Raw genomic sequence first — 25,585 nt, 5'->3', positions numbered from 1 at the left:
GCCTATCACGCCATAGAGGCGACGTATTCATCGATAATAGAGTCCGCATCACCAATGGCTTTCAGCCGGTGGTTCTCTACCCAAATTACTTTATCACACACTTTTTTAACATCAGTCATGCTATGACTGACAAATAAAATTGTCACACCTCTTTCTTTAAATGCTTTAATCGTATTAATGCATTTTCTTTGAAACGAAATGTCACCAACAGCCAAGACCTCATCAATGATTAAAACATCTGGATCTACTTGGCTGATTACGGAAAAACCTAATTTTGCTAACATACCGCTAGAATAGACACGAATAGGCTCATCGATAAAACTACCTAACTCAGAAAACTCAATAATTTTATCGAGCTTTTTATAGACTTCAGAGCGCCTTAATCCTAAGAGTGTCGCATTTAATATTATATTTTCGCGTCCAGTTAACTCAGGATGAAATCCGCCTCCCAGTTCAAGCATGGATGCAACACGACCTTTGACCTTGACTTCCCCTTTACTAGGTTTTAACACTCCAGCTACCAAGCCTAAGGATGTACTCTTACCTGCGCCATTACGGCCAATCAGTGCAACCGACTCACCTTTGTTAACGGTAAAAGAAATATCTTCAATAGCTAAGTATTTACGTCCTTTTAAGAGACTCATTGCTCTCTTAGGGTGAAATAAAAGATCTTTAATACCAGAGCCGATATGGTGATAAAGTGGGTATTCTTTTGTAACGTTGGAAAATTCGATGACAACTGACATCATAATATCTCTGCAAAACGGAATTTGAGTTTATTAAACACCCACATACCAATGGCTAACACAACAATACCAGACGCATATAAATATGCCATATTCATATAATCAAGCTGACCATTCATGAAAAGGTCACGCCAAGCAAGGATCATATTTGCTAAAGGATTATAATCTATAATCCATTTGTATTGTTCCGGTATCATATCAGCTCCATACAAAATAGGAGTACAATAGAAGAGTAGCATTATCCCTAATGTTACAAAACGTTCAAGATCCCTAAAGAAAAGATTCAATGTTGAAAAAATCAAAGAAAAACCGAAGGTTATGATTATCTGACCAATTGCGATAATTGGAATACCCCACAACCAAACGATAGATGGAGACATGCCATAAATAAATAGAAACATCGCAATCACTGGGATCGTGCATAAAAAATGCAATCCTTCCATCATTACATTACTTAATGGAATAACAGAGCGTGGAAAGACTGTTTTCTTAATTATTTGAGCATTTGCAAGAAATGAAAACAGTGAGTTGGTCGCAGAACTTGCAAACCATTGCCAAGGAAATAAGCCCGTTATAAGAAATACCGTGTAGTTAGGTATCTGAACCCTCATTACTAATTTAAAAATAAAATAATATATCATTGCAAATAGTAATGGATTTGCAATCGACCATAAGTAACCGAACACACTGCTTTTGTAACGGACCTTAAGATCTTTGTTTGTTATAACAACAAGTAAATCGTACAGATATCCTAAATTATACTTCATCATCAATGCTCATTAGACATGCCTGCTATAATGCATGAATCCAGTTCAATTAGTAAAAAAAGGGTACGCTACCGCCCTTGGCTCAGAGAAACCAAATACCTCACCACTAGTCCCGTTGCTGGCATAGCATAGCTCTATGCACTCGCATTGTTGTCAATATGACGTAAATAGCTACTTTTACACATGACTTAGCATAAAATCCCCACCAAAGTCATGTTGTCAAGAAATTTTCTAATAATTGTAAAGTCTCGATTATCACAAATTATCAATTGGTTACAACACTCATTCGTTTGATGATAAAATGCTCAAGTTATCAATGAATTTGACAGTTCATTATAGACTTTTCTTACTCACAATCCAGCTTAACGTAGCTTTTTGAACAATAAACATACAGACAATGAATATATCTTTGCTCGTAACTGCAATTGCTGGAACAAAGTTGTTTCGCATGTAACTCGCAAAGACTACCTACAAACATCTTTTGCTCAATGTTCGTTACCCAAGATACCAGCTCCGATTCAGCACGCGCTTGAGCACCATAAACTGTTCACTGATTTCAATCGTTAAGAATCATCGCATTCATCCCACTCTTTTGCTTTTAAGAACTAAAAGTAACTGGTTTCAGTCTGAATGTGAGCAGCAGCCTGTCAAAGTGCAAAATCTCATACAAAATAATAATGAAAAATCAAGGTATTTACTTTACGTTTATAGCCCCCCGCATTGCTCCATCAGGCTATCACATAGTCGGCAATGAAAATGTGAATGATTACAACAATGTTCGCCTTGGACACTTCTAACTTAAGTAAACAGAATCAAAAGCGCTGCGTTTAAAAATTGCTCGTATTAAACGAACCGTGTTAAGCATATTGTCTGCACATGAAAAAACGATTTCGTGTGCTGGCTTACCCCAGAGCAGAATCCCCTTTACAGCTATGGTGAGTCAAGGCTCGTAGCCCCTCCAGTGCATACCGCCCCAGCAGTCCATGACATAGGCCGTACTCTTTTACCACTTAAGCCACCGGCCAGCACTCCTTCACCGTATATACCCCGTTTCTAATTTGGATATGTTCGGTTTAAGCTCCACAAAGTTATAGTGGGAATGACTTCATCCGCGTTAGCAACCATCATAAAAGAAGCCCTCTTGATGAGGGCTTTATCTCATATCGCTGCCCAAGCAAAGCAGCGCAGAAAACGTCACAGAAACTAATGTTCAATCATTACCAAACAGATCGCGTGTATAAACCTTCTCTTTCACATCAGCCAATTCTTCCGCCATCCGGTTAGAAATGATGACATCCGCTTCTTGCTTAAATGCATCCAAATCGCGTACGACGCGGGAATTAAAGAATTCATCTTCTTTCATCGCAGGTTCATACACAATCACTGGAATGCCTTTCGCTTTGATTCGTTTCATAATCCCTTGAATCGAAGATGCGCGGAAATTGTCGGATCCTGACTTCATGACGAGGCGATATACCCCAACCACTTTCGGCTTGCGGGCCAGGATGGAATCGGCAATAAAATCCTTGCGGGTACGGTTAGCGTCAACAATCGCACCGACGATGTTATTTGGCACAGACGCATAATTTGCCAGCAGTTGTTTAGTATCTTTCGGGAGGCAATATCCACCATAACCAAAAGATGGATTGTTATAGTGATTACCGATGCGCGGGTCCAGGCACACACCTTCAATAATCTGGCGGGAGTTCAGGCCCAGGCTTTCCGCATAGCTATCCAGCTCGTTGAAATAAGCCACGCGCATCGCGAGGTAGGTGTTCGCAAATAGCTTGATAGCTTCGGCTTCGGTCGAGTCGGTGAACAGCGTCGGGATATCCGTCTTCACTGCCCCTTCCTGCAGCAGCGAGGCAAAACGCTCGGCGCGCTCAGAACGTTCGCCGATAACGATACGCGACGGATGCAGGTTGTCGTACAGCGCACGGCCTTCGCGCAGGAATTCCGGTGAGAAGAAAATATTGTCGATACCCAGTTTTTCTTTAATCGAATTGGTAAAGCCTACCGGAATGGTAGATTTGATAACCATCACCGCATTGGGGTTGATTTCAACGACGTCACGGATAACAGACTCAACGCTGGACGTATTGAAATAGTTCGTTTTGGGGTCGTAATCGGTCGGGGTGGCGATGATCACATAATCTGCATCGCGATAAGCATCGCGCTTATCAGTGGTCGCACGGAAATTCAGCGGTTTGGTCGCCAGATACTCTTCGATCTCTTTGTCGACGATCGGCGACTGTTTCTGATTCAGCATGTCGACCTTGGCCTGAACGATATCCAGGGCCACCACTTCGTGGTGCTGGGCGATCAGAATGCCGTTCGACAGGCCGACGTAACCTGTTCCTGAAATAGTTATCTTCATTCGCTCTGTAACTTCTTCCGGTTAAACATTTGAGGGTGAATGCATCACCACCGTGGGACCCAACGTTGTCGGATCGGCTTGCGGCCAGTATATCGCGAATTACCGTGTCGCCGCCTATCAGACCTGACTGAATGCTGTTTTCAGACAATAAAAAAGCCCGGAGATGCGCTCCGGGCCTGGCTTTACGGATGAACTAATTCGGATTAATCCAGCCATTCGGTGTGGAACACACCTTCTTTATCAGTGCGTTTATAGGTATGCGCACCGAAGTAGTCACGCTGAGCCTGAATCAGGTTCGCTGGCAGGACCGCAGCGCGGTAGCTGTCGTAGTAAGCCACCGCGGCAGAGAAGGTCGGTACCGGAATACCGTTCTGCACAGCATAGGCCACGACGTCACGCAGCGCCTGCTGGTATTCGTCAGCGATATTTTTGAAGTACGGCGCCAGCAGCAGGTTAGCGATGCTCGCGTTTTCAGCGTAGGCGTCGGTGATTTTCTGCAGGAACTGTGCACGAATGATGCAGCCCGCGCGGAAGATCTTCGCGATTTCGCCATAGTTCAGATCCCACTTGTACTCGTCAGACGCGGCACGCAGCTGAGAGAAGCCCTGCGCGTAGGAGACGATTTTACCCAGGTACAGTGCGCGACGCACTTTCTCAACGAACTCTGCTTTATCGCCAGCCAGTTTAGCCTGCGGGCCAGTCAGCACTTTAGATGCCGCCACGCGCTGGTCTTTCAGGGAGGAGATGTAGCGCGCGAAAACGGATTCAGTGATCAGCGACAGCGGTTCGCCCAGGTCCAGAGAGCTCTGGCTCGTCCATTTACCGGTGCCTTTGTTCGCCGCTTCGTCGAGGATCACATCAACCAGGTATTTACCGTCTTCATCTTTTTTGGTGAAGATGTCTTTGGTGATGTCGATCAGGTAGCTGCTCAGCTCGCCTTCATTCCACTCGGTGAAGGTGGTTGCCAGCTCTTCGTTAGACAGGTTCAGGCCGCCTTTCAGCAGAGAATAGGCTTCAGCAATCAGCTGCATGTCGCCGTATTCGATACCGTTGTGGACCATTTTCACGTAATGACCCGCACCGTCAGCACCGATGTAGGTTACGCAAGGCTCGCCGTCTTCAGCAACAGCAGCAATCTTGGTCAGGATAGGCGCAACCAACTCATACGCTTCTTTCTGGCCGCCAGGCATGATGGATGGGCCTTTCAGCGCGCCCTCTTCACCACCGGACACGCCGGTACCGATGAAGTTAAAGCCTTCAGCTGACAGCTCACGGTTACGACGAATGGTGTCCTGGAAGAAGGTGTTACCACCATCAATGATGATGTCGCCTTTATCAAGGTACGGTTTCAGGGAATCGATGGCAGCATCGGTGCCCGCGCCTGCTTTCACCATTAACAGGATACGACGTGGGGTCTCAAGAGACTCGACGAACTCCTTGACCGTGTAGTGAGGAACCAGCTTTTTGCCTGGATTCTCAGCGACAACTTCTTCGGTTTTTTCACGGGAGCGGTTGAAGATAGAGACGGTATAACCACGGCTTTCGATGTTGAGCGCCAGGTTGCGCCCCATCACAGCCATACCGACTACGCCGATCTGTTGCTTGGACATTACATACTCCTGTCAGGTGTGGTCACCACGCCACAAATGCGCGGCTTAAAATGTGAATTCGATGTTAACTCAGGTTCGAGAAAACTGTGTAGTCTTAGATGCTTTTAAATCAACGAAACTAAAATCGTGCTGGGGTTTTAAACAAGAAACCACCACAAACGCCACGAGAAACACCCTGATTACTTCCTAAAAAAAACAGCAATCTGACGGAGATAAATAAATCCTCATCATGATTGCTGTTCTTAGCCATAATAGCGATAAATTATCCGACTAGGATATTCTCTATACTTTTACGAAATTTAGCCCCATCCTTCAAATTCCGCAGCCCATACTGCACAAACGCCTGCATATACCCCATCTTCTTCCCGCAGTCGTAGCTCTCACCCGTCATCAGCATCGCGTCAACAGACTGCTTATTCGCCAGTTCGGCGATCGCATCCGTCAGTTGAATACGGCCCCACGCCCCCGGCACGGTCTTCGCCAGTTCAGGCCAGATATCAGCGGAAAGTACATAGCGGCCTACGGCCATCAGATCGGATTCAAGCGTCTGCGGCTGGTCAGGTTTTTCGATAAAATCAACGATGCGGCTAACTTTACCTTCGACATCCAGCGGCTCTTTCGTTTTGATGACGGAGTATTCAGACAGGTCGCCTGGCATACGTTTCGCCAGTACCTGGCTACGTCCGGTTTCGTTGAAACGCGCCACCATGGCGGCAAGGTTATAGCGCAGCGGGTCGGCGCTTGCGTTGTCCAGCACGATGTCCGGCAACACAACCACAAACGGGTTATCGCCGACAATCGGATGTGCGCACAGGATAGAGTGCCCCAGGCCCAGCGGCTGCGCCTGGCGAACGTTCATGATGGTCACGCCAGGAGGACAGATAGATTGAACTTCAGCCAGCAGCTGACGCTTCACGCGCTGCTCAAGCAGTGCTTCCAGTTCATACGAGGTATCGAAGTGGTTTTCCACCGAGTTTTTCGATGCGTGTGTGACCAGAACGATTTCTTTGATCCCTGCAGCAACCACTTCGTCGACGATGTACTGAATCATCGGCTTGTCAACGATCGGCAGCATCTCTTTAGGGATGGCCTTCGTGGCAGGTAGCATGTTCATACCCAATCCCGCTACCGGAATGACTGCTTTCAAATTAACCATTATCTTGTCCACCTATATATCGGTTGATGAATTATAGCGATTAAACATGTTTAATCCACTCTGTTTTGTCATAGTACTGATTTGAGTCAGGATGATCCCTGGATGTAATCCGATAATTCAGTGGATTGCCGTGCTCAGCGGCGCGGTAGCGCAAAATTGAGGCGTTCTGTGTTGACAACATGCTGATCGACCCGATCAATATCCACCGCCGCCTGCCCTTTCTCATTCACCGCCCTCACGTTCGCCAGCGACAGCAGCGTATCCTGCTTCGCCATAAACTTCCCACGCACATCCTTGCGTAAATCGAAGTTCAGCTTCAGCGCAGGCCCACGAGAGGAGAGCTGCATCACGTTGATGTTCCTCAAAAAAATGTGTTGCGGTTTGTTATGAATCTCCAGCGAAGCGTGCTTCATGGACAGGTTGGTGATAGAGACAAACGAGGGGTTATTACCCGAGGAAATTTGAATACCGCGGACCGTATAGGCCAAAGCACTGTTGTCCATCTGTATATTATTCAGGCGGAAGTTTTGCGGTATCGACAAATAATTACCTTTGATAACACCGTAGCCAATCAGCATTCCCGCGCTATTAACCATATCGACACCATCAATAACGAAATTATCACAGCCGTAGATCGCCACCGTGGCGTTATCTATTCCCGCCTGCTTGCTGAATTCCGGCGTGATATTGCTGGCTTTCACATTACGTATAATAAAGTGTTTGCCGTTTTCCACGTGCACCAGCTGGCGGCAGTTGCTGCCGGTGATGTTGGCGACGACAAAGTTTTTCACCGCCTGCTCTTCCGGATAGCCATTATCGTAGGTGCTGCCGGCCAGGCCGATCCCGATGCCCCAGTTGACCTTACCGTTGGTGCAGTCGATATGGTCAATGACGTGGTCGGAGATAAGGATATTGCGGTCGTTAATCGCCACGTTCCACTCAATGGCGTCGCCCTGCAGATAGCTGAAGTGGCAGTGGGTGATGTTCACATCCAGCCACTGATTATGGTAGCCCTGGCGCAGAATACCGTAATTGGCTTTGGTGATGGTCAGGCGGGTAATGGTCAGGTTACGCAGCGTACGCTTGTCTTTCCCGCCGATGAAAATCTGCGCCACCGGGCCGTAGCCGCTCATCGTCAATCCGGCAATCGTACAATCACTACCACGTACGTCCAGCGTAATGTTGTAAAGGCTGGCATCACCGCTGCCAATAACCTGGCAGCCCTTTTGCAGGATAAAGCGCCCGCGCCCGTTGCCTTTCAGGGCACCGGCAACCGCCAACGTTTTCCCCGGCGGCAGCGTAATCGCCGTATTGATATTGTCGACAACCACCCCCGCCGGCACGTTGACGGTGTCGGCCTGCGCGAAGGCCTCATTGAACGCGCGGATCCAGTCGCCATTGTGCACGTAGTCACGTATGTCCACTGCCGAGCGCTTCTCGGCGGTACGCGCGGCGGTTGCTGAAAGTACCGGTAAGGCCGCGGCAAGCGTTGCCCCGGCGGTAAGGAAGTAACGTCGGGTTAAGGTGTGCATAGCGCCTCCTTAGCAAAGCGTCTGCAGCAGGCTGGCAAGCTGCCGGTTAATCACCTGCTGATTAAAATCGGTTTCGACTTTCTCACGTGCGCGCGCCAGCACCGGCTGCAGGCTGTGCGCATCCATCCGGCCAAGTGATTGCAGTTTGTCCGCCAGCGCCGTGGCGTCGTACTCCTCCACCAGCCAGCCAGAATGACCGGAGTCAATCAGTTCCGGGATGCCGCTGTGGACCGTCGACAGCACCGGAATCCCCACCGCCATCGCCTCCATGAGCGCCACCGGAATACCTTCCATATCGCCATCGGCCCCCGTTACCGAGGGCAGCAGGAAGACGTCAGCTTCATCAAGCAGCATTTTCACTTCATGACTGGGCTTAAAACCCGGCATTTCTACGTGATCTTCCAACTGATACTGTTCAATCAGGGTGCGCAGACGGCGCTCCCACGGCCCGATGCCGAGGATGCGATAGCGAAAGTTGACGCCACGCTCTTTCAGCTGGCGGCAGGCTTCAATCGCCACATGCAGCCCCTTTTTCTCGGTCAGACGCGCAACGGAGAGTATCTGCAAGCAGCCATCGGGCGCTTTTAGCGGGCGCAGCGAGAAGCGGTCCATGTTTACGCCCATTCTTGATACGGTAATTTTATCCGTCGGGCAGCCCATCGCCTGCAGCCGGTCGGCCCACAGTTGGCTGATGGGCAACATCATGTCGCCGCGGCGGAACAGCTGCTGATATTCGCTGGTGTAGTGGTTCAACACTCCGCGGCTTGAGATATCAATACCGTGAAAGACGGTGGCTATCTTCCCTTCGATCACCCCCAGTTCGCGCAGCTTGGCGGCGGTCACGCCCGCCGGGCCAAAGTGGGCGATGTAAACATCAGCGACAATCGGCGCGGGCGTGCGGCTACAGATAGAAGAGAGGATCAGGTTGCGCGCCTCCTGGCCGTAGCGCCGCGCGTTTAACGCCCGCCAGACGGCGGGACGGTGTAAACCGCGCAACGTGCTGAACGCGCGATAGCGTAGCTTCTCCAGCGCCGTTGACGGCTCATCCTGTAACCAGCGAACTTTGTCCGCCAGTTGATATTGGGTATAAGCCGCATGAGTGTTGGTCAGGTCGCCCTTTTGCAGGGCGACAATCTCCACCTCATAACCCATCTCGATAAACGCCACGATCTGGTTTAAGACAAACGTCTCAGACGATAAAGGAAATTTCAGCAGGAAGAAGCTGACTTTCATCGGCCCTCCCGGATGCGGTTCAGCACCGATTCAATCATGGTGAAGCCCTTCTGGCGTTCCCCCTCCACCGCCGCGGCGACTTTCTCACCCAGCGCCGGAAGCTGGTTGAGAATATCGCCCACCACGCCTTGCATCGAGCCGTCGAGCAGGTGACGAATGTCGATGGCCATCTCAGGCATACCCAGCTGCTGCATAATGCCCGCTGATTTGTGCTCGTAATTAATGGCAATCGCTGGCGTGCCGAAGTTCATCGAGATAATCGCCGAGTGCAGGCGGGTACCGATGGTCAGTTCGCAGGAGGCAAGAATTTTGCCAATCTCCACGTCATTAAGTTCGTCCATGGCGATATGGAAATGCTCGCGGTTTTTAACGTACTGCGCCATGCGCAGCGCGACCATGCGGTCATCGCGGTTGTAGCGGTCGATACTGGTACAGGTAGAAAGCGCCAGCACCTGATAACCGTCGTCAATCATACGGTTCACCACCTCGGCAAACGCTTTCTCATAGGCCTGCTGGGTTGTACCCAGACGCTTATCAAACGGCTCCAGCTCGCGCAGAGTAATCGCCACGGTTTTACGCTGTGCGGTCAGGTTAAGCCAGTGCTGTACCGCGTAGCTCGGTTCGAAACTGTCGTTACGATGCTCAACCAGCCAGGCGGTGTCCACGCCCTGCTCCACCTTACCGGTGTCGATATTCGCCTTCGCCATCAGCTCACGGCTCACGGTTTCACGCAGAATCAACGCGTTAGTGCGGCCAAAGACGTAGTTCGCCAGCTCGTTGAAGTCCGGGTTCTGGAACGGGCCAACGCTGTGGCCAATCATGTAGATAGGCTTGTTGGCCATAAAGGCGCACAGCGGGTACTCAAAGTGAGTCAAGCCATAGAGATCGACGTAGTTCGACCCACCTACCTGAATAATCGCGTCATAGTTGCCAAGGAAACGCACAAACTCATGAAACTCTGGCGCAATTTCAAAGTTGCGCAGTTTGCCTTCGCCGGTCACCTTAGCCAGCAAGATCTTGTGCTGGAAGCGGCGACGCAGCACTTTCTTCACGCGCCCGCTCACGCCTGCCGCCGCCTGCTGTTTCTGGCTCAGCTGATACAGCGGATCGGCAATAATCTCACGCCCCTGCAACCAGGAGGAACTGATCGGGAAACGGCTCATTACGTCCATTTCAACGTCCGGCTGCTGGCGAAGAATCGCATCGAGCAGGCCGCGCATAATCGCGCTGTCGCCGCGGTTGCCGCAGGTGTGGTTTCCCAAAATTAGTAATTTCATCATGGCCTCATCAAAAAGGGGTTCAAGCAAATCAATCAGGAACGCGTAATAACGTTTTCAGTTTTCCGCTCCGACAGAGCGGTTTTTTTAGTTCAAGCAACAGGCTGTGGCGTGACAGCATGATCACCAGCGCAAAGCTGACTACCCCCGCCAGCACCTGCATCGCCAGTAGCGCCGAGAGCGAAACGCTGCCTTCCAGCAGTCGCCCCACCGCGTAGCTTGAAATCAACGTCGGCAGAGAGAGACGGAACGGCAGCCACAGGCTCAGCAGGTAATCGCGGTAGCCCGGCCCCAGCACCGGTTTGATCATCACGAAATAGCTGAGGATGGTGTTGATAATTTGCACCAGCAGGAAGCCCAGCGTGACGCCAATCGCACCGCCGAGCTGCCCGCCGATAATCACCGCAGGAATAAACAGGAAGGTCTTAAAGACGTTGAATTTAAAGCTGATATCCACTCGCGCTTTGGCCATCAGCAGCGAACCGATCGGGTTGCCCACCGAGCGCAGCAGCCCCACCACGCACAGCAACTGGAGGATTGGCACGATGTGCAGCCATTTGTCGCCGAACACCAGCGGCACAAAGTTATTGCTCACCACCATCAGCCCCAGCAGCGCCGGGAAATTGATGATCCCCACCACCGACAGCAGCTTGTAGAAGTTCACTCGCAGCTTGTCGGTGTCGTCCTGAATCTTGGCGAACGCCGGGAACAGCACGCGGGTGATGATTGGGTTAAGCTTCATCGGCGGCACCACCGCCACGTTGTAGGCGAGGTTATAGCCCCCGGCCACGCTGGCGCCGAGGATGCGCGCGAGCGTCAGCGTCGACAGGTTAGTGTTGATGTAGTTAACAATACTGTCCGCCGTCAGCCACGCGCCAAAGCGCAGGTTAGGCATGACCGTGGTCAGCGAAAAATGCAGACCTGGACGGTAAATCTTGCGGCCAAAATAGCCGAACAGCAGCGTACGCACGGCGCTGTTGACCAGATAACCCAAAATTGCGGTCATCGCCAGCGGCCAGAAGCAGGCGCTGATCACCGTAAAGGTAAAGCCCGACAGCACCGCTGCGGTCTCAATGGAGCCGATTTTGTTAAACTCCAGCTCTTTTTGCATCAGCGCACGAAATTGCTGGCCGTGGGGGATCACCACGAAGGCCAGCGACAGCGTTTTGATCAACGGCGCGAGATCCGGGTTGTGCAGCAACCGCGCAATGGTATCGCTCAGCAGATACACCGCGGCAAACACCGCAATCCCCAGCCCGACGTTCAGCCAGTAGAGCGTGGTCAGCTCAATCTGGCTGATGGCTTTACGCTGAATAATCGAGTTGGCGATACCAAAATCCGACAGCGTGTCCGCCAGCGCGATAATCACCAGCGACACGGTGAGCAGACCAAACTGATGGCCGTCGAACATCCGCGCCAGCACGGTCATCTGCGCCAGCCCCAGGCCAATAATCACCACCGTCGCCATCGCCGACCATTTCGCGCCATTGATGGTTTTTTCTCTCAGGCCCATGTCACTTCCTCAGTAGGCTGCTTTGTTGACAAAGCCTTTGAACACCGTCAGGAAGACGATCTTGATATCGAGCCACAGGCTCCACTCGCGGATGTATTCGAGATCGAACTCCACCCGTTTTTCCATCTTCTCGAGGGTATCGGTTTCACCGCGCCAGCCGTTGATCTGCGCCCAGCCGGTAATGCCAGGCTTCACTTTGTGGCGCAGCATGTAGCCTTCAATCAGTTGACGGTACTGCTCGTTGTGCGCCACCGCGTGCGGACGCGGGCCGACGATAGACATGCCGCCGGTGAGCACGTTGATAAACTGCGGCAGTTCATCCAACGAGGTGCGGCGCAGGAAGTTGCCGACACGGGTCACACGCGGGTCGTTCTGCGTCGCCTGTTTCACCACCTTGTCGTTCTCCATGACCTTCATTGAGCGGAATTTCCACACCTTGATCGGCTTACCGTCCATGCCGTAGCGGGTCTGGCGGAAGATGATGGGGCCCGGCGAACTCAGCTTCACCGCCAGCGCGATGCAGCACAGCGCAGGCGAAATCAGCAGCAGAATGCCCAGCGCCAGCACGATATCCTCCAGACGTTTGATAATACGATTCACCCCGGAGAGCGGCGTGTCGTACAGCGGCACCAGCGGAATACCGTTCACCACTTCTACACGTGAGTGCAGGATGTTGAAGGTGAAAACATCCGGGATCAGCAGCACCGAGCAGGTGGTGTCGGCGAGAGAACGGACCACCTCTTTAATCTGGCTCTCTTCCTGCATCGCCATCGAAATGTAGACGTTATGGATTTTGCCGCTGCGGGCATCGTCGAGCAGTTGTTCAAGATTGCCCATCCAGTCGGCGTTAACGCCGCCCGGTTTAGCATCGTAATAGCTGCCGACCACTTCATAGCCCAGCCACGGCTGGTTGCGGAAGCTTTCGAGCAGCGCCTGCCCTTCCGGCATGTCCCCGGCGACGGCCACATAGCGGGTGTTATAGCCGCGATGGCGCAGCATGCCAGCGCCGTAGCGAATGAACGCGCGGCTCGCCAGCATGCCGATGGTGCTAATCAGGTACCACGCCAGCCACATGGTAAAATTGGTATTAAAATCATCGTTAAACGCCAGCAGTCCGGCGGCAAACACCAGGCTCAGCGTCCAGTTCTGCAACAGCAGCAGCAATTCGGTGGTGATACGCACGCCGCGCCAGGAGCGGTAGAAATCGGTAATACCGCCAATCATCTGGAAAACGACCAGCGTCACCAGCGCCATCAACAGATGGAGATATAAAAACGGCAACGCAACCGCCTGACACACCAGCCACAATCCCCCCAACATGATGGTGATGTCGGAAAAACGCTGCACCATGGAGATTAACGATGCATTCGTTTTAGCTCGTTCGCGCTTTTTTAGAGTCGTCATCGTTGGTCCTATTCGTCGTTTCCCCTCACCCCGGCCCTCTCCCCAAAGGGCGAGGGAGAAAAACCAATCCGCAGCCTGCACGTTCGGTTCCCTCTCCCCTCTGGGGAGAGGGTTAGGGTGAGGGGCAATAATTACTGATTAAGCAACGCCAGAATGTCCTGCGTTCGCGCCTGCATCAGCGGCGTATTTCCGCGAGACTCCACGTTTAAGCGCACCACCGGTTCGGTATTGGAAGAACGCAGGTTGAAGCGCCAGTCGGCAAACGCCAGGCTGATGCCGTCAGTACGGTCGATCTCCAGCGCGCTGCCGGCAAAGTGTGCTTCCACGCGGGCAATCGCTTCTGACGGTGCCGCCAGATGACTGTTGATTTCACCGCTCGCCGGGAACGCCGCCATGCGGTCGCGCACCAGTTCACCCAACGTTTTGCCCTTCAGGCACAGCAGTTCGCTGACCAGCAGCCAGGGGATCATGCCGCTGTCGCAGTAGGCGAAATCACGGAAGTAGTGGTGGGCGCTCATTTCACCGCCGTAAACCGCGTCGTCCTGACGCATGCGCTCTTTAATAAAGGCATGACCGGTTTTCGACATCACCGGCGTGCCGCCCGCCGCCGTGACCACGTCCACGGTGTTCCACGACAGACGCGGGTCGTGAATGATGCGCGCGCCGGGGTTCTTTTCGAGGAAGGCTTCCGCCAGCAGGCCGACGATGTAGTAGCCCTCGATAAACTGTCCTTTCTCGTCGAACAGGAAGCAGCGGTCGAAGTCGCCATCAAAAGCGATACCCATATCGGCACCGTATTTGATGACCGCATCGCGGGTATCCGCGCGGCACTCCGGCAGCAGCGGGTTAGGAATGCCATGCGGGAAGGTACCGTCCGGGGTGTTGTGCACTTTGATCAGGTTCACCGGCACATTCAGCGCTTTGAAGCGGGCTTCCAGCGCGTCAATCACCGGGCCAGCCGCGCCGTTACCGGAGTTCACCACCAACTTCAGCGGCGTCAGGTTTTGCACGTTGATGTAGCCCAGCAGGTGGTCGATATAGGCGTCACGCAGGTTGATTTTCTGGTAGCTACCGCGCGCGGCCTCATTGACCAGCGGGAAGTCGTTGGCTTCCGCCAGGCGCTGTACGTCGCGCAGGCCGGTATCGCCGCTGATGGGGCGTGCGCCTTCCCGCACCAGCTTCATGCCGTTGTAGTCCATCGGGTTATGGCTGGCGGTCACTTCGATACCGCCATCAACGCCGAGATGGAAGGTGGCAAAGTAAATCTCTTCGGTGCCGGAAAGCCCGATATCGAGCACGTCAACGCCCGCGTCGCGCAGGCCATTGGCTAACGCCAGTTTCAGCGCCTCGCTGGTCAAGCGCACATCGCCGCCCAGCACGATAGTTTTCGGCTTCAGGTATTCACCGTAAGCGCGGCCAATGCGCCACGCGATGTCTTCATTCAGCTCTTCGCCGAGCTTGCCGCGGATGTCGTAGGCTTTAAAACAGGTTAATTTAGTCATGTTTTTACCTTTCTTCAGGCAACAGTTCGCCCTGACCGTTATGGCCATCAATTTTGGTGTCGTGATTTGCCGGATGCGCCGCGCTTATCCGGCCTGCCGGGCGCTACACGCGCCCGTAACGATCCTGGAAGCGCACCACGTCGTCCTCTTCCAGATAGGCGCCAGATCGCACCTCAATCAGGTCGAGCGGGATTTTCCCCGGGTTTTCCAGGCAGTGGGTGACGCCAAGGGGGATATAGATAGATTCGTTCTCACCCAGCAGCGTAATTTGGTCATTGAGAGTGACTTTGGCGGTGCCCGCCACCACAATCCAGTGTTCCGCCCGGTGGTGATGCATCTGCAGCGACAGCCCTTCCCCCGGCTTCACGGTGATGCGCTTAACCTGATAGCGATCGCCGGAATCAATCGAGTCATACTTGCCCCACGGGCGGTAGACTTCCCGGTGGATGTGGTGTTCGTGGCGGCCGTCGGCCTTAATCTTCTCGACCACCTTTTTCACGTCCTGCACCGCGTTGCGATCGGCGATAAGCACCGCGTCTTTGGTTTGCACCACCACCAGGTCCTTTACCCCGACGGTCGTCACCAGGCCAGACTCTGCATAGACATAGCTGTTTTCGGTTTTATGGCTGATGACATCGCCATGATGCACGTTGCCTTCCGGCGTGTGGTTGCTGATCTCCCACAGCGATGACCAGGAGCCGACATCGCTCCAGCCCGCGTCCATCGGCACCACCACCGCATCCGCGGTCTGCTCCATCACCGCATAATCGATGGATTCGTCCGGGCAGCTCAGGAACGCCGCTTCATCGACGCGGATAAAATCGAGATCCGGGTCGGTGACGTCCATCGCTTTTTCGCAGGCGCGAAGAATATCCGGGCGATATTTGCCCAGCTCTTCCAGATAGCGCCCGGCGCGGAACAGGAACATGCCGCTGTTCCAGTAATATTCACCGCTGGCGACATAGGCCTGTGCGGTATCGAGATTGGGTTTTTCGACAAACTGCGCGACGTCGAAGGCCAGCGTGTCGTCTGTACCCGGCGTGACATCACCACGGCGAATATAGCCGTAGCCGGTTTCCGGCACGTTCGGCACGATACCGAAGGTCACCAGCTTGCCATTTTCAGCATACGGCGTGGCATGACGAACCGCCGCGCGGAAGGCCTCTTCGTCCTGAATCACATGGTCCGCCGCCAGCACCAGCATCAGCGGGTCGCAGTCCGGTTCGCGACGCTTAGCCGCCAGCGCCGCCAGGGCGATGGCTGGCGCCGTGTTGCGCCCTGCTGGTTCCAGAATAATGTTTTCGGTCAGCTTGTTGAGCTGACGCAGCTGTTCCGCCACGATAAAGCGGTGTTGCTCATTGCAGATCACCACCGGGCTGGCGCACTTCACGCCGTCCAGCCGGTTCACCGTGGCCTGCAGCATGGTCATGTCCCCTTTCAGGCACAGGAACTGTTTGGGGTACAGCACTCGGGACAGCGGCCACAGTCGGCTACCCGAGCCACCGGCCATCACGACCGGGAAAAGCGTAGTTTGACTCATCGTTTAACCCCGAATATCAGCAATAAATTGGTTGAGAACGTGTTCTTTATCGAGCGAACGTTCGGCCCAGGCGCGGGCGACCGCATTTCGCTTCGGCATCTTCAGCGCCTGCTCAATCCCTTCCACCAGCGACGGAACCGATTCAGGCGTCACACACACCGCAATGCCCGGATTGTCCAGACATAGCTGGCCGAGCTCGGTCTGCGGTTCAGCGGTAATCACCGCGTTGCCGCCCACCGCCAGAATATTGGTCAGCTTGGAAGGCAACACCGCATCCGCGGCGCCGCGCTTCTGAATCACCAGATGGCAGTCGCCAATCGCCAGCAGCGCGGGTAAATCTTCGTACGACTGCAGCGGCAGGAACTTGACGTTATCCAGCCCGCGTTCGGAGACCATTTTTTCCAGCCGCGCTTTACCGCCGCCCTGACCGACAATGGCAAACAGCCACGGCTGTTCACGGAGCTGTTCGGCGGCAGTAATCACGCTCTCCAGCCCCTGTTTCTCACCGATATTGCCGGAGTAGAGAATAATTTTGCGTTCATCCGGCAGGCCAAGACGCTGACGCAGCGCCATCACCAGCGTTTCCGGTACCTCGCGAAAACGGGAAACTTCCGACCAGTTGGGGAAGAAAATCACCTTCTCCGGCGCAACGCCCTTCTCGCAGGCTTTGTTCATCATCGAGCGCGAGATGGTCGATACGTTGTCGACGTTGTGCAGCCCGCTGCGCTCAAAGGCGCTGGCAAGTTTTGCCACCTTGCCGGCGCGACCGTTGCCTGCCATGCCCAAGCCCAGCATGGCGTCGACTTCATAATCCTGAATATGCAGCAGCGTCCGCGCGCCGGAGAGCTTCGCCAGCAGGCGCATACCGGGGGTGCAGAACAGCGTCGGCACCACGCCGATAATGCGATCCGGCTTCCAGCGACGTTGGGCCATCAGCGGGAAGAAGCTGCTGAGCGCAAAGCTGCCGAGATGGATCAAACGCTTCAGCGTCGACGGCTGCTTTGGCACATACAGCGGGCAGCGCCAGACGGTTGCATCGCCGTTTTCCCGACGGTAGCGCCAGCTTGAGTATTTCGCGCCAACCTGCCATTCCGGGTAGTACGGCGGCGCGGTAATCACTCGCACCTCGTGACCCTGCTGCACCATCCACTCGACCATTTCGCCGGTGTATTTGCCGATGCCGGTGAGTTCAGGCGAATAGTTGATGCCATACACCAGAATCTTCATAGGCCCGGCACCTCGGCCAATTTGTCGACCCGGAAATAGGCGCGGCTGTTTTCATGAACGTTGTCCGACGCCAGTAACGCAGGCGGTGTCAGCCAACGGTACTCATTATGCTGATCGTCCGGCAGCGTTAAGGTTCCGGCGTCCACCTGCAGGCGGAAACCAAGCACAATGTAATGGGTCGAAAAATCCGTACCGGAGAAATTGTCGTCATAGAAATGCTGCCAGACGCCGTAAAAGCGGCCTGCCGTCATCGGCAGGCTCAGCCCCAGTTCGGCCTCGGTCAGGCGGGCAAACGCCTGTTCCAGCGTTTCATCTTTCTGTACCCGACCGCCCGGCACAAACCAGTACCCCTGCGCCGGACGATTGTTGCGCTTACCCAGCAAAAACTCGCCCTGCGCGTTCTCGACGATCAAATCGATGGAGATCAGCGGCGTAGACTGCACCACGGTGGCAAACGCTTCCTGGCTCAGAAACATGCGTTACCCCCGGAAGCGGTGCTGGTTTTCCAGAAACCACTGGTAAGTGCTGGCAAGACCAGCCTCCAGCGCGATTTCGTGGTACCAGCCCAGTTGATGCAGGCGAGAAACGTCGAGCAGCTTGCGCGGCGTGCCGTCGGGTTTAGTGGCATCAAACACCACCCGCCCTTTAAAGCCCACCACTTTCGCCATCGTCTGCGCCAGCTCACGGATGGTGCAGTCAACGCCGGTGCCAACGTTAATATGCGACAGCATAGGCTGCGTGTTTTCGAGCCAGACGCCGCGATCCAGCTCCATCACATGGATACTGGCAGCCGCCATATCGTCCACATGCAGGAACTCGCGCATCGGCGTGCCGCTCCCCCACACCACCACGTCCGCGGCGTTTTGCTGTACCGCTTCATGGAAGCGGCGCATCAGCGCCGGAATAACGTGCGAATTGCTCGGGTGGAAGTTATCGTTCGGCCCGTACAGGTTGGTCGGCATCACCGACCGATAGTCGCGATTATGCTGGCGGTTGTAGGACTCGCACAGCTTGATACCGGCAATTTTGGCAATCGCGTACGGTTCGTTAGTCGCTTCCAGCGTGCCCTGCAGCAGCTCGCTTTCGTGCATCGGCTGGTTAGCCATTTTCGGATAGATGCACGATGAACCGAGAAACAGCAGCTTATTCACGTTGTGCGTATGCGCCGCGTGAATAATGTTGCTTTCAATCATCATGTTCTCGTAGATGAAATCCGCCGGGAAGGTGTTGTTGGCCACAATGCCGCCCACCTTTGCCGCCGCCAGATACACCTGATCAATATTTTCAGCGGCGAAGAAGTCGTTCACTTCGCGGCTATCCAGCAGGTTGAGCTCATCGCGGCTGCGAACCACCAGATCCACGTCGCCGCGTTGTGCAAGCTGTCGGACGATGGCCGAGCCCACCATTCCCCGGTGGCCCGCCACAAAAATACGTTGTCTGGTCATACTTAAGACTCCAGCGCGATCGCCACTTCATAACCGTGGGATTTCAGCAGGGAATGTTTCTTCGCTGCTTCCAGGTCTTTGGCGACCATTTCAGAGACCATCTCCTGCAGGGTGGTTTCCGGTTTCCAGCCCAGTTTTTCATGCGCTTTGGTCGGGTCGCCGAGCAGGGTTTCAACTTCTGCCGGACGGAAGTAGCGCGGATCCACGGCCACCATCACATCGCCCGGTTTCACGCCCGGGGCATCGTGACCGGTGACGGAAACGACAATCCCCTTTTCTTCCACGCCTTTACCTTCAAAGCGCAGTTTGATACCCAGCTGTGCCGCCGCCATTTCAACGAACTGGCGAACCGAATACTGTACGCCGGTGGCGATAACGAAATCTTCCGGATGGTCCTGTTGCAGCATCATCCACTGCATTTTCACGTAGTCTTTGGCGTGGCCCCAGTCGCGCAGGGAATCCATGTTGCCGAGGTACAGGCACTTCTCCAGGCCCTGAGCGATGTTAGCGATGGCACGGGTGATTTTACGCGTCACGAAGGTTTCGCCACGGCGCGGAGACTCGTGGTTGAACAGGATGCCGTTACAGGCGTACATGCCGTAAGATTCACGGTAGTTAACGGTAATCCAGTAGGCATACAGTTTGGCCACCGCATACGGCGAGCGCGGATAGAACGGAGTGGTCTCTTTTTGCGGAATTTCCTGCACCAGGCCGTACAGTTCCGAAGTGGAAGCCTGATAGAAACGCGTTTTCTTCTCCAGCCCCAGGAAGCGGATGGCCTCCAGCAGACGCAGCGTGCCCATCGCATCCACGTCGGCGGTATATTCCGGCGACTCAAACGACACGGCAACGTGGCTCATCGCGCCGAGGTTATACACTTCATCCGGCTGCACTTCCTGCAGAATGCGCGTCAGGTTGGAGCTGTCGGTCAAATCACCGTAGTGCAGGTGAAATTTCGGGTTGCTGCTGTGCGGATCCTGATAGATGTGATCGACACGTTCGGTGTTAAAGGAAGAAGCACGGCGTTTAATCCCGTGAACTTCATAGCCTTTTTCCAGCAGCAGTTCTGCCAGATAAGAACCGTCCTGCCCCGTTACGCCGGTAATAAGTGCGACTTTTGACATTCTATTTTCCTCAAATTGTCCCGTTTAGGGAGTCACTTTCTCTACGCGCTCACGCGTAACCACTGCGGGATTGCCACGGCAAATCATATTTGCCGGTAGCGATTTAAAAACGCTGCTGCGGGCACCCACTATGGTGCCCTCGCCAATCGTGACGCCGGGGGCAACAAAAACATCCGTCGCCAGCCAGCATTTCTCACCAACCACAATCGGCGCAGCGTTAATATCGAAATGCGCGCTCTGATAATCGTGGCTGCCGGTGCACAAATAGCATTTCTGCGAAACCACCGAATTTGCCCCAAGGGTTATTTCACCCAAGGTATATAACACTGCGTCATCGCCCACCCAGGCATAATCTCCAATGGTTAATTTCCATGGGTAAGTGATTTTTACCGACGGGCGAATGACTACGTTTTTTCCTATTTTTGCGCCAAACAGACGTAATAAAAATGCGCGCCAGCGATACAATATCTGCGGAGACCAGGCAAATAATGTGGCCTGAACCGCCCACCATATTTGTACTTTTATGCCCCCGGCACCGCGAAAACCTTTTGGTACCGAAAAGCCCGATAATTCCTGCATTTGGTATCCTTATGCTTTGTGATATAAGGCTTTTGCTTTCCCCGTTGTGCGCAGACGTAATAAATAAGATAATTCTGCAAGCAGGCCCGGCATACGTAATATTTCACGCTGCACTTTTTTTGCATCCTGGCACAACTGTAGATTATTGGTGGTGGACACGCCGCCCATCGAAAATTCCGACACCAAGCCTTTAATACGTTTAAAGGCATATCCCGACTTATACATCCGCGCCGCCAGCGCATAATCAGAAGAGACACGATACTGCACATCATAAGGATGATTTTTCAGCCCACGCAGCGGGAAGAAAATAGCCTGATGGCTAGCCGGTAGGCTGTGATAAATATACCAACCCTGCTTAGCGCTACGGCGAATCTGGGTGCCGTCGCCAAAGTCCAGCATTGCATCGCCAAGGTACATGGCATCGTCGCTTTTACCGCGCAGCTGACGGACGAACTGCGACACATCCGGATGAAAGCTGTCGCCGGAATTCAGAAACAGCACAAACTTGCCCTGCGCCATGCGGATGCCTTTGTTCATCGCATCGTAAAGCCCTTTATCCGGTTCGCTGACGTAGCGTAAGTGGTACTGGCCGTTACGTTTTTCGAGAAACTCTGCGGTGCCATCGTTAGAACCGCCATCCACCACAATCCACTCGAAAGTGAGGCTGGGATCGTTTGCCAGATGGGCCAGAGAACGCCAGGTTTTCACCACGCCATCAACGTTACGAAACGCGACGGTAACCACGCTTAACAACATGCTTCACCTCATCTGCTGTCAGCAATATTCAGCGCTTTACGCAGAATAAAAGGACAAACAATTAAAAATGCATATTCCGGACTAAATATCGAACCGGTAAAAAATAATGATATCGGCGTGAAAAGATACAGCTGCACGGCGAAATTACGATTATTCCCAAAAGCGTTAATGAACATTTTAAATACGTAGTACAGATATCCAGCCGTTAATATTACAGCGAACCACGAAAAATAAATCATTAACAGATACAGACCATTGTCTATGGTTTTACCGACATCCGCACCGTTAAATATTCCGAATGATGCAACATATTCGTAAAGAGAACCAAAACGTACGACCCCATCAATGCTGGTTAATGAATAACCGACCATCACCAACGGACCAATTATACGGTAATACGATGACGATCCTTCCGTTCCTAAATCACCAATACGCTCGGCAATATAGGGGAATGCAAACACCAGACCGATAAAAAATGCGCCTAATGAGATAATCGCCAACGGTAACTTTTTCTTGATCGCTTCTTTGTTCAGGTACTGGAAAGCCCACTCCAGCAGATAGAACAGGATAAATGTCATAACCCCAGAAAACGATCCAGAAAGAATTATCCCTGCCAGAATCATAGCATCAGACTTCGGGGTTTTGATACCAAACTGTTTGATGCAAAGCCAAATTGAGATTAATGCCAAAGCAAAAAATGCCGGTTCGAAATATAACGCAGTGGTGCGTTTCCCACCGAATTTGATAAAATTCAGCACATAGCTATTACTGTAAATAAGATATTTCGAAATCGTCGCTATCAAACTGCTGCCGCCGGTGAGAATAATCTGCGCCATCTCCAGCGCCGCCAGCGCCACCACCAGGGTAATCACCACATAGAAAAAACGCAGGATCTTACGGTGGTTATGCGGCGAAATGGTTTTGAAGCGAATGCTCCAGACCATGCCGATAATGATCACGATATAGACAAACAGCATCGTCGAGGTGACGTATTTGCTGGGGTCCAGCGATTGTCCAAACAGATAGTTGAACAGCGTCAATCCCACGCCCAGCCCGAGGGCAATCATCAGTTTTTTCAGATTAATGCGTTCAACAAACAACAGCAGCAACAGCGGAAGGAACGTCACAATGGTAATGGGGAAGCTCTCCCCCAGCTGCGCCAGCTTCACGTTAACCAACAGGTAGATTAACGGCAGCAGCAGATAGCTACAGACTCTGATAGAACGAGACATATTCCTCCAGCATCTGTTGTCCGCTGTAAGCTTTGCGGCTACGCGCGCTAAAGTTCTCCAGCGTGGTGCCAAAAATCTGCTCGGCGATCTCCGCTTTCGGTTGCTGTACCAGGGTGAGCACCTCGGCCTCATCCACCGTATGGCCGCCGGATTTTGCCAGCACCTCTTTTGCCGCCTCACTATGGGTAGCAATGACCGGCACGCCAATCGATAACGCTTCGCACAGAATCAGCGGGTAGTTATCCACCCGCGAGCTGAACAGCAGCGCGTCCAGCGGGTTCAGTTCGTTCATCAGCTGGCGTTTATCGGTCAGAAAACCGTGGTTCACCACGTTGCTGCCCTCAAACGGCGAGAACTTACCAAAGGTATGGACCTCGACCTTATCGCCCAGCGCGATAATATCGCGCACCAGCTGCTGGTTGGTTTTCCCGTCATAGCGCAGGTCGTGGGCGACCACGGCGATTTTAGGCCGCGAGGAAAAGCGTTTTACCGGCGTCAGCTCGGCAAGAATCGCTTCAGTGGCGACGTCGATTCCGTTATTGATAATCTGGCAGCGCCCTGCGCCGTAGAGGCTGTTAAAGGCCTCGGCAACATGCTGACTGGGTGAAATAAAACGGCAGCCGAGCGCCAGCATCTGGCGGAAAAGTTGACGTTTTTCATCGACCAGCGCATGTGCGCGATCGACCTTCACCGGCGGGTAGTTACTCAACGTTGGGCATTTCTGACAGCCGCTTTTCCAGCCTTCGCAGCCGTCAAGAAAGGCACAGCGCCCGGTCACGCTCCAGTGATCGTGCAGCGTCCAGATAAACGTCGCATCGCTTTTATGCGCCTTCACCCGCTCGCAGAAGCTCACCACATCCGCCAGATTCAGCCAGTAGCTGTGCATAACGTGAAAATGCAGTACCACCGGGCCGTCAGTACGGGTGACCTGGCGATAGAGGTTATTGAGATTGCCAAACACATCGCGGTTAAACAGGCGGAACAGCGCCAGGTTCGCCATTGAGGTTAACCGTCCGGTCTGCTTCACCACCTGCGGATAACGGTCATGGCTGACGCTCTTCTTACCGCCTTTGCCATAGCCGTAGACAAATTTTGACGACAGCCCCTGACGGAGTGCGCGCTGATGCAGATCCAGCGCCACGCCCGCCGCGCCGCCTTCGGCCAGACGGACGTTAAATTGCAGAATATTCATTTGATTACCTTCACTCGCGCTTTTTCGCCCACCACCAGCGCATGGTCCGGAACGTCGTCCAACACCACGCTGCCCGCGCCAATGGTCACGTGGTTACCGATGGTAATGCCGCCGATAATCACCACGTTGGCCCCCAACTCAACGCCATCCCCAATCCTTGGGCACGCCAGACTCTCCGGGCCGCGATTGCCGATAGTGATGCCGTGACGAATCGTGAAATCGTCTCCCGCCACCACGTTTTTATTGATCACCACGGCATAGCCGTGGTGGATGGTGAAACGTCGGCCAATGGTCGCCGCCGCCTGGATTTCATAGCCGAAGAAACATTCGGTGATGATGCGGTACAGCACCAGCACCGGCGCCGCCCACAGGTTGTTCAGCACATTTTTCTTGCGCCACACCGAGCAAAAATGAGCCACACGGTAGGCGATCACCATGCAGCAAGGGCGCAGGCTCCAGCTGTTGGCGCGTAAATCTTCCAGTAGCATCATTTACTCCGCAGTCCGTCGACCCAGCGTTTGCTGTTGCGCACCGACAGCAGCGTCAGAAACGTCTTCCAGGTCATGCGCTTATTGCGAATTTGATAGAGCGTGAACAGCTGATACTTCTTACTCGCCCGATCAAACTTCTCTTTGTGCTTGCGGTAGAAGCTGAAGTAGCCGGAAAACTTTTTGGGTGACGAGGTGATCTGCATTTCACCGTGGTTGATGTGAAGAATCTGCGTAGCGGCTTCAATCTTCCACGGCTCGCCGTAGGCCACCACCATGCGCAGGAAAATATCGTAGTCCTGCGCCGCCTTCAGTTCGGTATCAAACAGGCTTTCTTTAAAACGCCACGCCCAGCTAAATACCTGATTACCAATGATATTGCGCTTATAGAACAGCTGACGGGAGAACGGCGATTTCGGGTACAACGGCAGGCTGGCAGGCTGCGAGTACACCTCCCCTTCGCAGACGTAGTCATCGGCGTATAAAAAGGCGTGGTCCATCAATTGCTGTTTATGTTCGAGAAACAGCGAAAGGCGGTTGGATGTCCACTCATCGTCATCATCAATACCAGTGATAAACTGCCCTTTGGCCTGCAGAATGGCCTGATTGCGTACCGCGCATGCTCCGGAGTTAAAATCGTTGCGCGTGTACTGTACGCGGCGATCGTTGAGTTCGATGACAAACTGCTGAAGCTGCTCGTAGCTGCTGGAGCAGTCATCGACGATAATCATTTCCCAGTGAGGATAGTCCTGACGCAGTACCGATTTGATGGCGCGAATGGCCAGCTGCTGTCGGTTCCAGGTCGGCATATAAATGGAGATCAACGGGTTGTCTGTTGTCATGGTATATCCCCGAATAAGCGTTTGAGCGGTTGTTCCCCTCACC

Annotated in this window: 22 protein-coding genes; all 22 read right to left on the bottom strand. The window is 53.2% G+C overall.

Annotated features, from left to right (window positions below; genetic code table 11):
- Positions 1 to 5 precede the first annotated feature (5 nt).
- The 22 genes from GY169_RS08465 to wcaA all read right to left on the bottom strand — a co-directional run bounded on the left by GY169_RS08465 (position 6) and on the right by wcaA (position 25,542).
- A complete protein-coding gene (locus GY169_RS08465) occupies positions 6 to 746 on the bottom strand; it encodes an ABC transporter ATP-binding protein (RefSeq protein ID WP_167577262.1) in 741 nt (246 codons plus the stop codon).
- Entirely contained in the window at positions 746 to 1,513 is a 768-nt protein-coding gene (locus tag GY169_RS08460) for an ABC transporter permease (protein WP_167577261.1), read from the bottom strand. Before GY169_RS08460 ends, GY169_RS08465 begins: the two co-directional genes overlap by 1 nt.
- A 1,210-nt stretch (positions 1,514 to 2,723) precedes the next feature.
- Complete coding sequence (gene ugd, locus GY169_RS08455; RefSeq protein WP_167575480.1) at positions 2,724 to 3,890, bottom strand: UDP-glucose 6-dehydrogenase; 1,167 nt, start codon at positions 3,888 to 3,890, stop codon at positions 2,724 to 2,726.
- Between the two features lie 203 nt (positions 3,891 to 4,093).
- The gene (gndA, locus tag GY169_RS08450; protein WP_163449209.1) at positions 4,094 to 5,500 is read right to left on the bottom strand and encodes an NADP-dependent phosphogluconate dehydrogenase; all 1,407 of its coding nucleotides are present in this window, start codon (positions 5,498 to 5,500) and stop codon (positions 4,094 to 4,096) included.
- Positions 5,501 to 5,762: 262 nt separating this feature from the next.
- Entirely contained in the window at positions 5,763 to 6,656 is an 894-nt protein-coding gene (gene galF, locus GY169_RS08445; RefSeq protein WP_163449210.1) for a UTP--glucose-1-phosphate uridylyltransferase GalF, read from the bottom strand.
- 134 nt (positions 6,657 to 6,790) lie between these two features.
- Positions 6,791 to 8,188 carry a colanic acid biosynthesis protein WcaM gene (gene wcaM, locus GY169_RS08440; protein ID WP_167575479.1) on the bottom strand — a complete coding sequence of 466 codons (1,398 nt, stop codon included), beginning with the start codon at positions 8,186 to 8,188 and terminating at the stop codon, positions 6,791 to 6,793.
- 9 nt (positions 8,189 to 8,197) lie between these two features.
- Positions 8,198 to 9,421: a colanic acid biosynthesis glycosyltransferase WcaL gene (gene wcaL / locus GY169_RS08435; RefSeq protein ID WP_163449212.1), complete on the bottom strand. Its 1,224-nt coding sequence runs from the start codon at positions 9,419 to 9,421 to the stop codon at positions 8,198 to 8,200.
- Positions 9,418 to 10,698, bottom strand: coding sequence for a colanic acid biosynthesis pyruvyl transferase WcaK (gene wcaK / locus GY169_RS08430; protein ID WP_032281161.1), 1,281 nt, complete (start codon positions 10,696 to 10,698; stop codon positions 9,418 to 9,420). Before wcaK ends, wcaL begins: the two co-directional genes overlap by 4 nt.
- A gap of 31 nt (positions 10,699 to 10,729) precedes the next feature.
- The gene (locus GY169_RS08425) at positions 10,730 to 12,211 is read right to left on the bottom strand and encodes an MOP flippase family protein (protein WP_167575478.1); all 1,482 of its coding nucleotides are present in this window, start codon (positions 12,209 to 12,211) and stop codon (positions 10,730 to 10,732) included.
- A 9-nt stretch (positions 12,212 to 12,220) separates the two neighbouring features.
- On the bottom strand, positions 12,221 to 13,615 hold the full coding sequence (wcaJ, locus tag GY169_RS08420; RefSeq protein ID WP_001575921.1) for an undecaprenyl-phosphate glucose phosphotransferase: 1,395 nt from the start codon (positions 13,613 to 13,615) through the stop codon (positions 12,221 to 12,223).
- Positions 13,616 to 13,746: 131 nt separating this feature from the next.
- A complete protein-coding gene (gene cpsG, locus GY169_RS08415; RefSeq protein WP_167575477.1) occupies positions 13,747 to 15,117 on the bottom strand; it encodes a colanic acid biosynthesis phosphomannomutase CpsG in 1,371 nt (456 codons plus the stop codon).
- Between the two features lie 103 nt (positions 15,118 to 15,220).
- Positions 15,221 to 16,657: a mannose-1-phosphate guanyltransferase gene (cpsB, locus tag GY169_RS08410; RefSeq protein ID WP_001575923.1), complete on the bottom strand. Its 1,437-nt coding sequence runs from the start codon at positions 16,655 to 16,657 to the stop codon at positions 15,221 to 15,223.
- Between the two features lie 3 nt (positions 16,658 to 16,660).
- Positions 16,661 to 17,884: a colanic acid biosynthesis fucosyltransferase WcaI gene (wcaI, locus tag GY169_RS08405; protein WP_167575476.1), complete on the bottom strand. Its 1,224-nt coding sequence runs from the start codon at positions 17,882 to 17,884 to the stop codon at positions 16,661 to 16,663.
- Complete coding sequence (locus GY169_RS08400) at positions 17,881 to 18,360, bottom strand: GDP-mannose mannosyl hydrolase (protein WP_115205314.1); 480 nt, start codon at positions 18,358 to 18,360, stop codon at positions 17,881 to 17,883. The genes wcaI and GY169_RS08400 overlap by 4 nt, the downstream gene beginning before the upstream one ends.
- Before the next feature lie 3 nt (positions 18,361 to 18,363).
- A complete protein-coding gene (gene fcl / locus GY169_RS08395; RefSeq protein ID WP_167575475.1) occupies positions 18,364 to 19,329 on the bottom strand; it encodes a GDP-L-fucose synthase in 966 nt (321 codons plus the stop codon).
- A 2-nt stretch (positions 19,330 to 19,331) separates the two neighbouring features.
- Positions 19,332 to 20,453 (bottom strand): GDP-mannose 4,6-dehydratase, encoded by a 1,122-nt coding sequence (gene gmd / locus GY169_RS08390; protein WP_032281169.1) that lies wholly within the window; start codon positions 20,451 to 20,453, stop codon positions 19,332 to 19,334.
- A gap of 24 nt (positions 20,454 to 20,477) precedes the next feature.
- Complete coding sequence (wcaF, locus tag GY169_RS08385; RefSeq protein ID WP_032281170.1) at positions 20,478 to 21,032, bottom strand: colanic acid biosynthesis acetyltransferase WcaF; 555 nt, start codon at positions 21,030 to 21,032, stop codon at positions 20,478 to 20,480.
- A 9-nt stretch (positions 21,033 to 21,041) separates the two neighbouring features.
- Positions 21,042 to 21,788: a colanic acid biosynthesis glycosyltransferase WcaE gene (gene wcaE / locus GY169_RS08380; protein ID WP_032281172.1), complete on the bottom strand. Its 747-nt coding sequence runs from the start codon at positions 21,786 to 21,788 to the stop codon at positions 21,042 to 21,044.
- Between the two features lie 8 nt (positions 21,789 to 21,796).
- A complete protein-coding gene (wcaD, locus tag GY169_RS08375; protein ID WP_065357439.1) occupies positions 21,797 to 23,020 on the bottom strand; it encodes a colanic acid polymerase WcaD in 1,224 nt (407 codons plus the stop codon).
- Positions 22,995 to 24,212 (bottom strand): colanic acid biosynthesis glycosyltransferase WcaC, encoded by a 1,218-nt coding sequence (wcaC, locus tag GY169_RS08370; RefSeq protein WP_167575474.1) that lies wholly within the window; start codon positions 24,210 to 24,212, stop codon positions 22,995 to 22,997. The genes wcaD and wcaC overlap by 26 nt, the downstream gene beginning before the upstream one ends.
- A complete protein-coding gene (gene wcaB / locus GY169_RS08365) occupies positions 24,209 to 24,700 on the bottom strand; it encodes a colanic acid biosynthesis acetyltransferase WcaB (RefSeq protein WP_167577260.1) in 492 nt (163 codons plus the stop codon). The genes wcaC and wcaB overlap by 4 nt, the downstream gene beginning before the upstream one ends.
- Positions 24,700 to 25,542 carry a colanic acid biosynthesis glycosyltransferase WcaA gene (gene wcaA / locus GY169_RS08360; RefSeq protein WP_167575473.1) on the bottom strand — a complete coding sequence of 281 codons (843 nt, stop codon included), beginning with the start codon at positions 25,540 to 25,542 and terminating at the stop codon, positions 24,700 to 24,702. Before wcaA ends, wcaB begins: the two co-directional genes overlap by 1 nt.
- Positions 25,543 to 25,585: the final 43 nt, after the last annotated feature.

Source organism: Kluyvera genomosp. 3 (assembly GCF_011765685.1).
Lineage (GTDB): Bacteria > Pseudomonadota > Gammaproteobacteria > Enterobacterales > Enterobacteriaceae > Kluyvera > Kluyvera georgiana_A.
Note: the sequence above shows the minus strand (reverse complement) of the source record. Positions and strands in the feature narration are given on the sequence as shown.

What these genes read in the sequence shown, in the direction of transcription:
- cpsB (WP_001575923.1), bottom strand. Translation starts at nt 16,657, where the DNA reads ATGAGTCAAACTACGCTTTTCCCGGTCGTGATGGCCGGTGGCTCGGGT.
- wcaI (WP_167575476.1), bottom strand. Translation starts at nt 17,884, where the DNA reads ATGAAGATTCTGGTGTATGGCATCAACTATTCGCCTGAACTCACCGGC.
- GY169_RS08460 (WP_167577261.1), bottom strand. Translation starts at nt 1,513, where the DNA reads ATGAAGTATAATTTAGGATATCTGTACGATTTACTTGTTGTTATAACA.
- wcaM (WP_167575479.1), bottom strand. Translation starts at nt 8,188, where the DNA reads ATGCACACCTTAACCCGACGTTACTTCCTTACCGCCGGGGCAACGCTT.
- ugd (WP_167575480.1), bottom strand. Translation starts at nt 3,890, where the DNA reads ATGAAGATAACTATTTCAGGAACAGGTTACGTCGGCCTGTCGAACGGC.
- wcaA (WP_167575473.1), bottom strand. Translation starts at nt 25,542, where the DNA reads ATGACAACAGACAACCCGTTGATCTCCATTTATATGCCGACCTGGAAC.
- cpsG (WP_167575477.1), bottom strand. Translation starts at nt 15,117, where the DNA reads ATGACTAAATTAACCTGTTTTAAAGCCTACGACATCCGCGGCAAGCTC.
- wcaJ (WP_001575921.1), bottom strand. Translation starts at nt 13,615, where the DNA reads ATGACGACTCTAAAAAAGCGCGAACGAGCTAAAACGAATGCATCGTTA.
- wcaK (WP_032281161.1), bottom strand. Translation starts at nt 10,698, where the DNA reads ATGAAATTACTAATTTTGGGAAACCACACCTGCGGCAACCGCGGCGAC.
- GY169_RS08425 (WP_167575478.1), bottom strand. Translation starts at nt 12,211, where the DNA reads ATGGGCCTGAGAGAAAAAACCATCAATGGCGCGAAATGGTCGGCGATG.
- wcaD (WP_065357439.1), bottom strand. Translation starts at nt 23,020, where the DNA reads ATGTCTCGTTCTATCAGAGTCTGTAGCTATCTGCTGCTGCCGTTAATC.
- wcaC (WP_167575474.1), bottom strand. Translation starts at nt 24,212, where the DNA reads ATGAATATTCTGCAATTTAACGTCCGTCTGGCCGAAGGCGGCGCGGCG.
- wcaB (WP_167577260.1), bottom strand. Translation starts at nt 24,700, where the DNA reads ATGCTACTGGAAGATTTACGCGCCAACAGCTGGAGCCTGCGCCCTTGC.
- fcl (WP_167575475.1), bottom strand. Translation starts at nt 19,329, where the DNA reads ATGACCAGACAACGTATTTTTGTGGCGGGCCACCGGGGAATGGTGGGC.
- wcaF (WP_032281170.1), bottom strand. Translation starts at nt 21,032, where the DNA reads ATGCAGGAATTATCGGGCTTTTCGGTACCAAAAGGTTTTCGCGGTGCC.
- GY169_RS08465 (WP_167577262.1), bottom strand. Translation starts at nt 746, where the DNA reads ATGTCAGTTGTCATCGAATTTTCCAACGTTACAAAAGAATACCCACTT.
- wcaE (WP_032281172.1), bottom strand. Translation starts at nt 21,788, where the DNA reads ATGTTGTTAAGCGTGGTTACCGTCGCGTTTCGTAACGTTGATGGCGTG.
- gmd (WP_032281169.1), bottom strand. Translation starts at nt 20,453, where the DNA reads ATGTCAAAAGTCGCACTTATTACCGGCGTAACGGGGCAGGACGGTTCT.
- galF (WP_163449210.1), bottom strand. Translation starts at nt 6,656, where the DNA reads ATGGTTAATTTGAAAGCAGTCATTCCGGTAGCGGGATTGGGTATGAAC.
- wcaL (WP_163449212.1), bottom strand. Translation starts at nt 9,421, where the DNA reads ATGAAAGTCAGCTTCTTCCTGCTGAAATTTCCTTTATCGTCTGAGACG.
- GY169_RS08400 (WP_115205314.1), bottom strand. Translation starts at nt 18,360, where the DNA reads ATGTTTCTGAGCCAGGAAGCGTTTGCCACCGTGGTGCAGTCTACGCCG.
- gndA (WP_163449209.1), bottom strand. Translation starts at nt 5,500, where the DNA reads ATGTCCAAGCAACAGATCGGCGTAGTCGGTATGGCTGTGATGGGGCGC.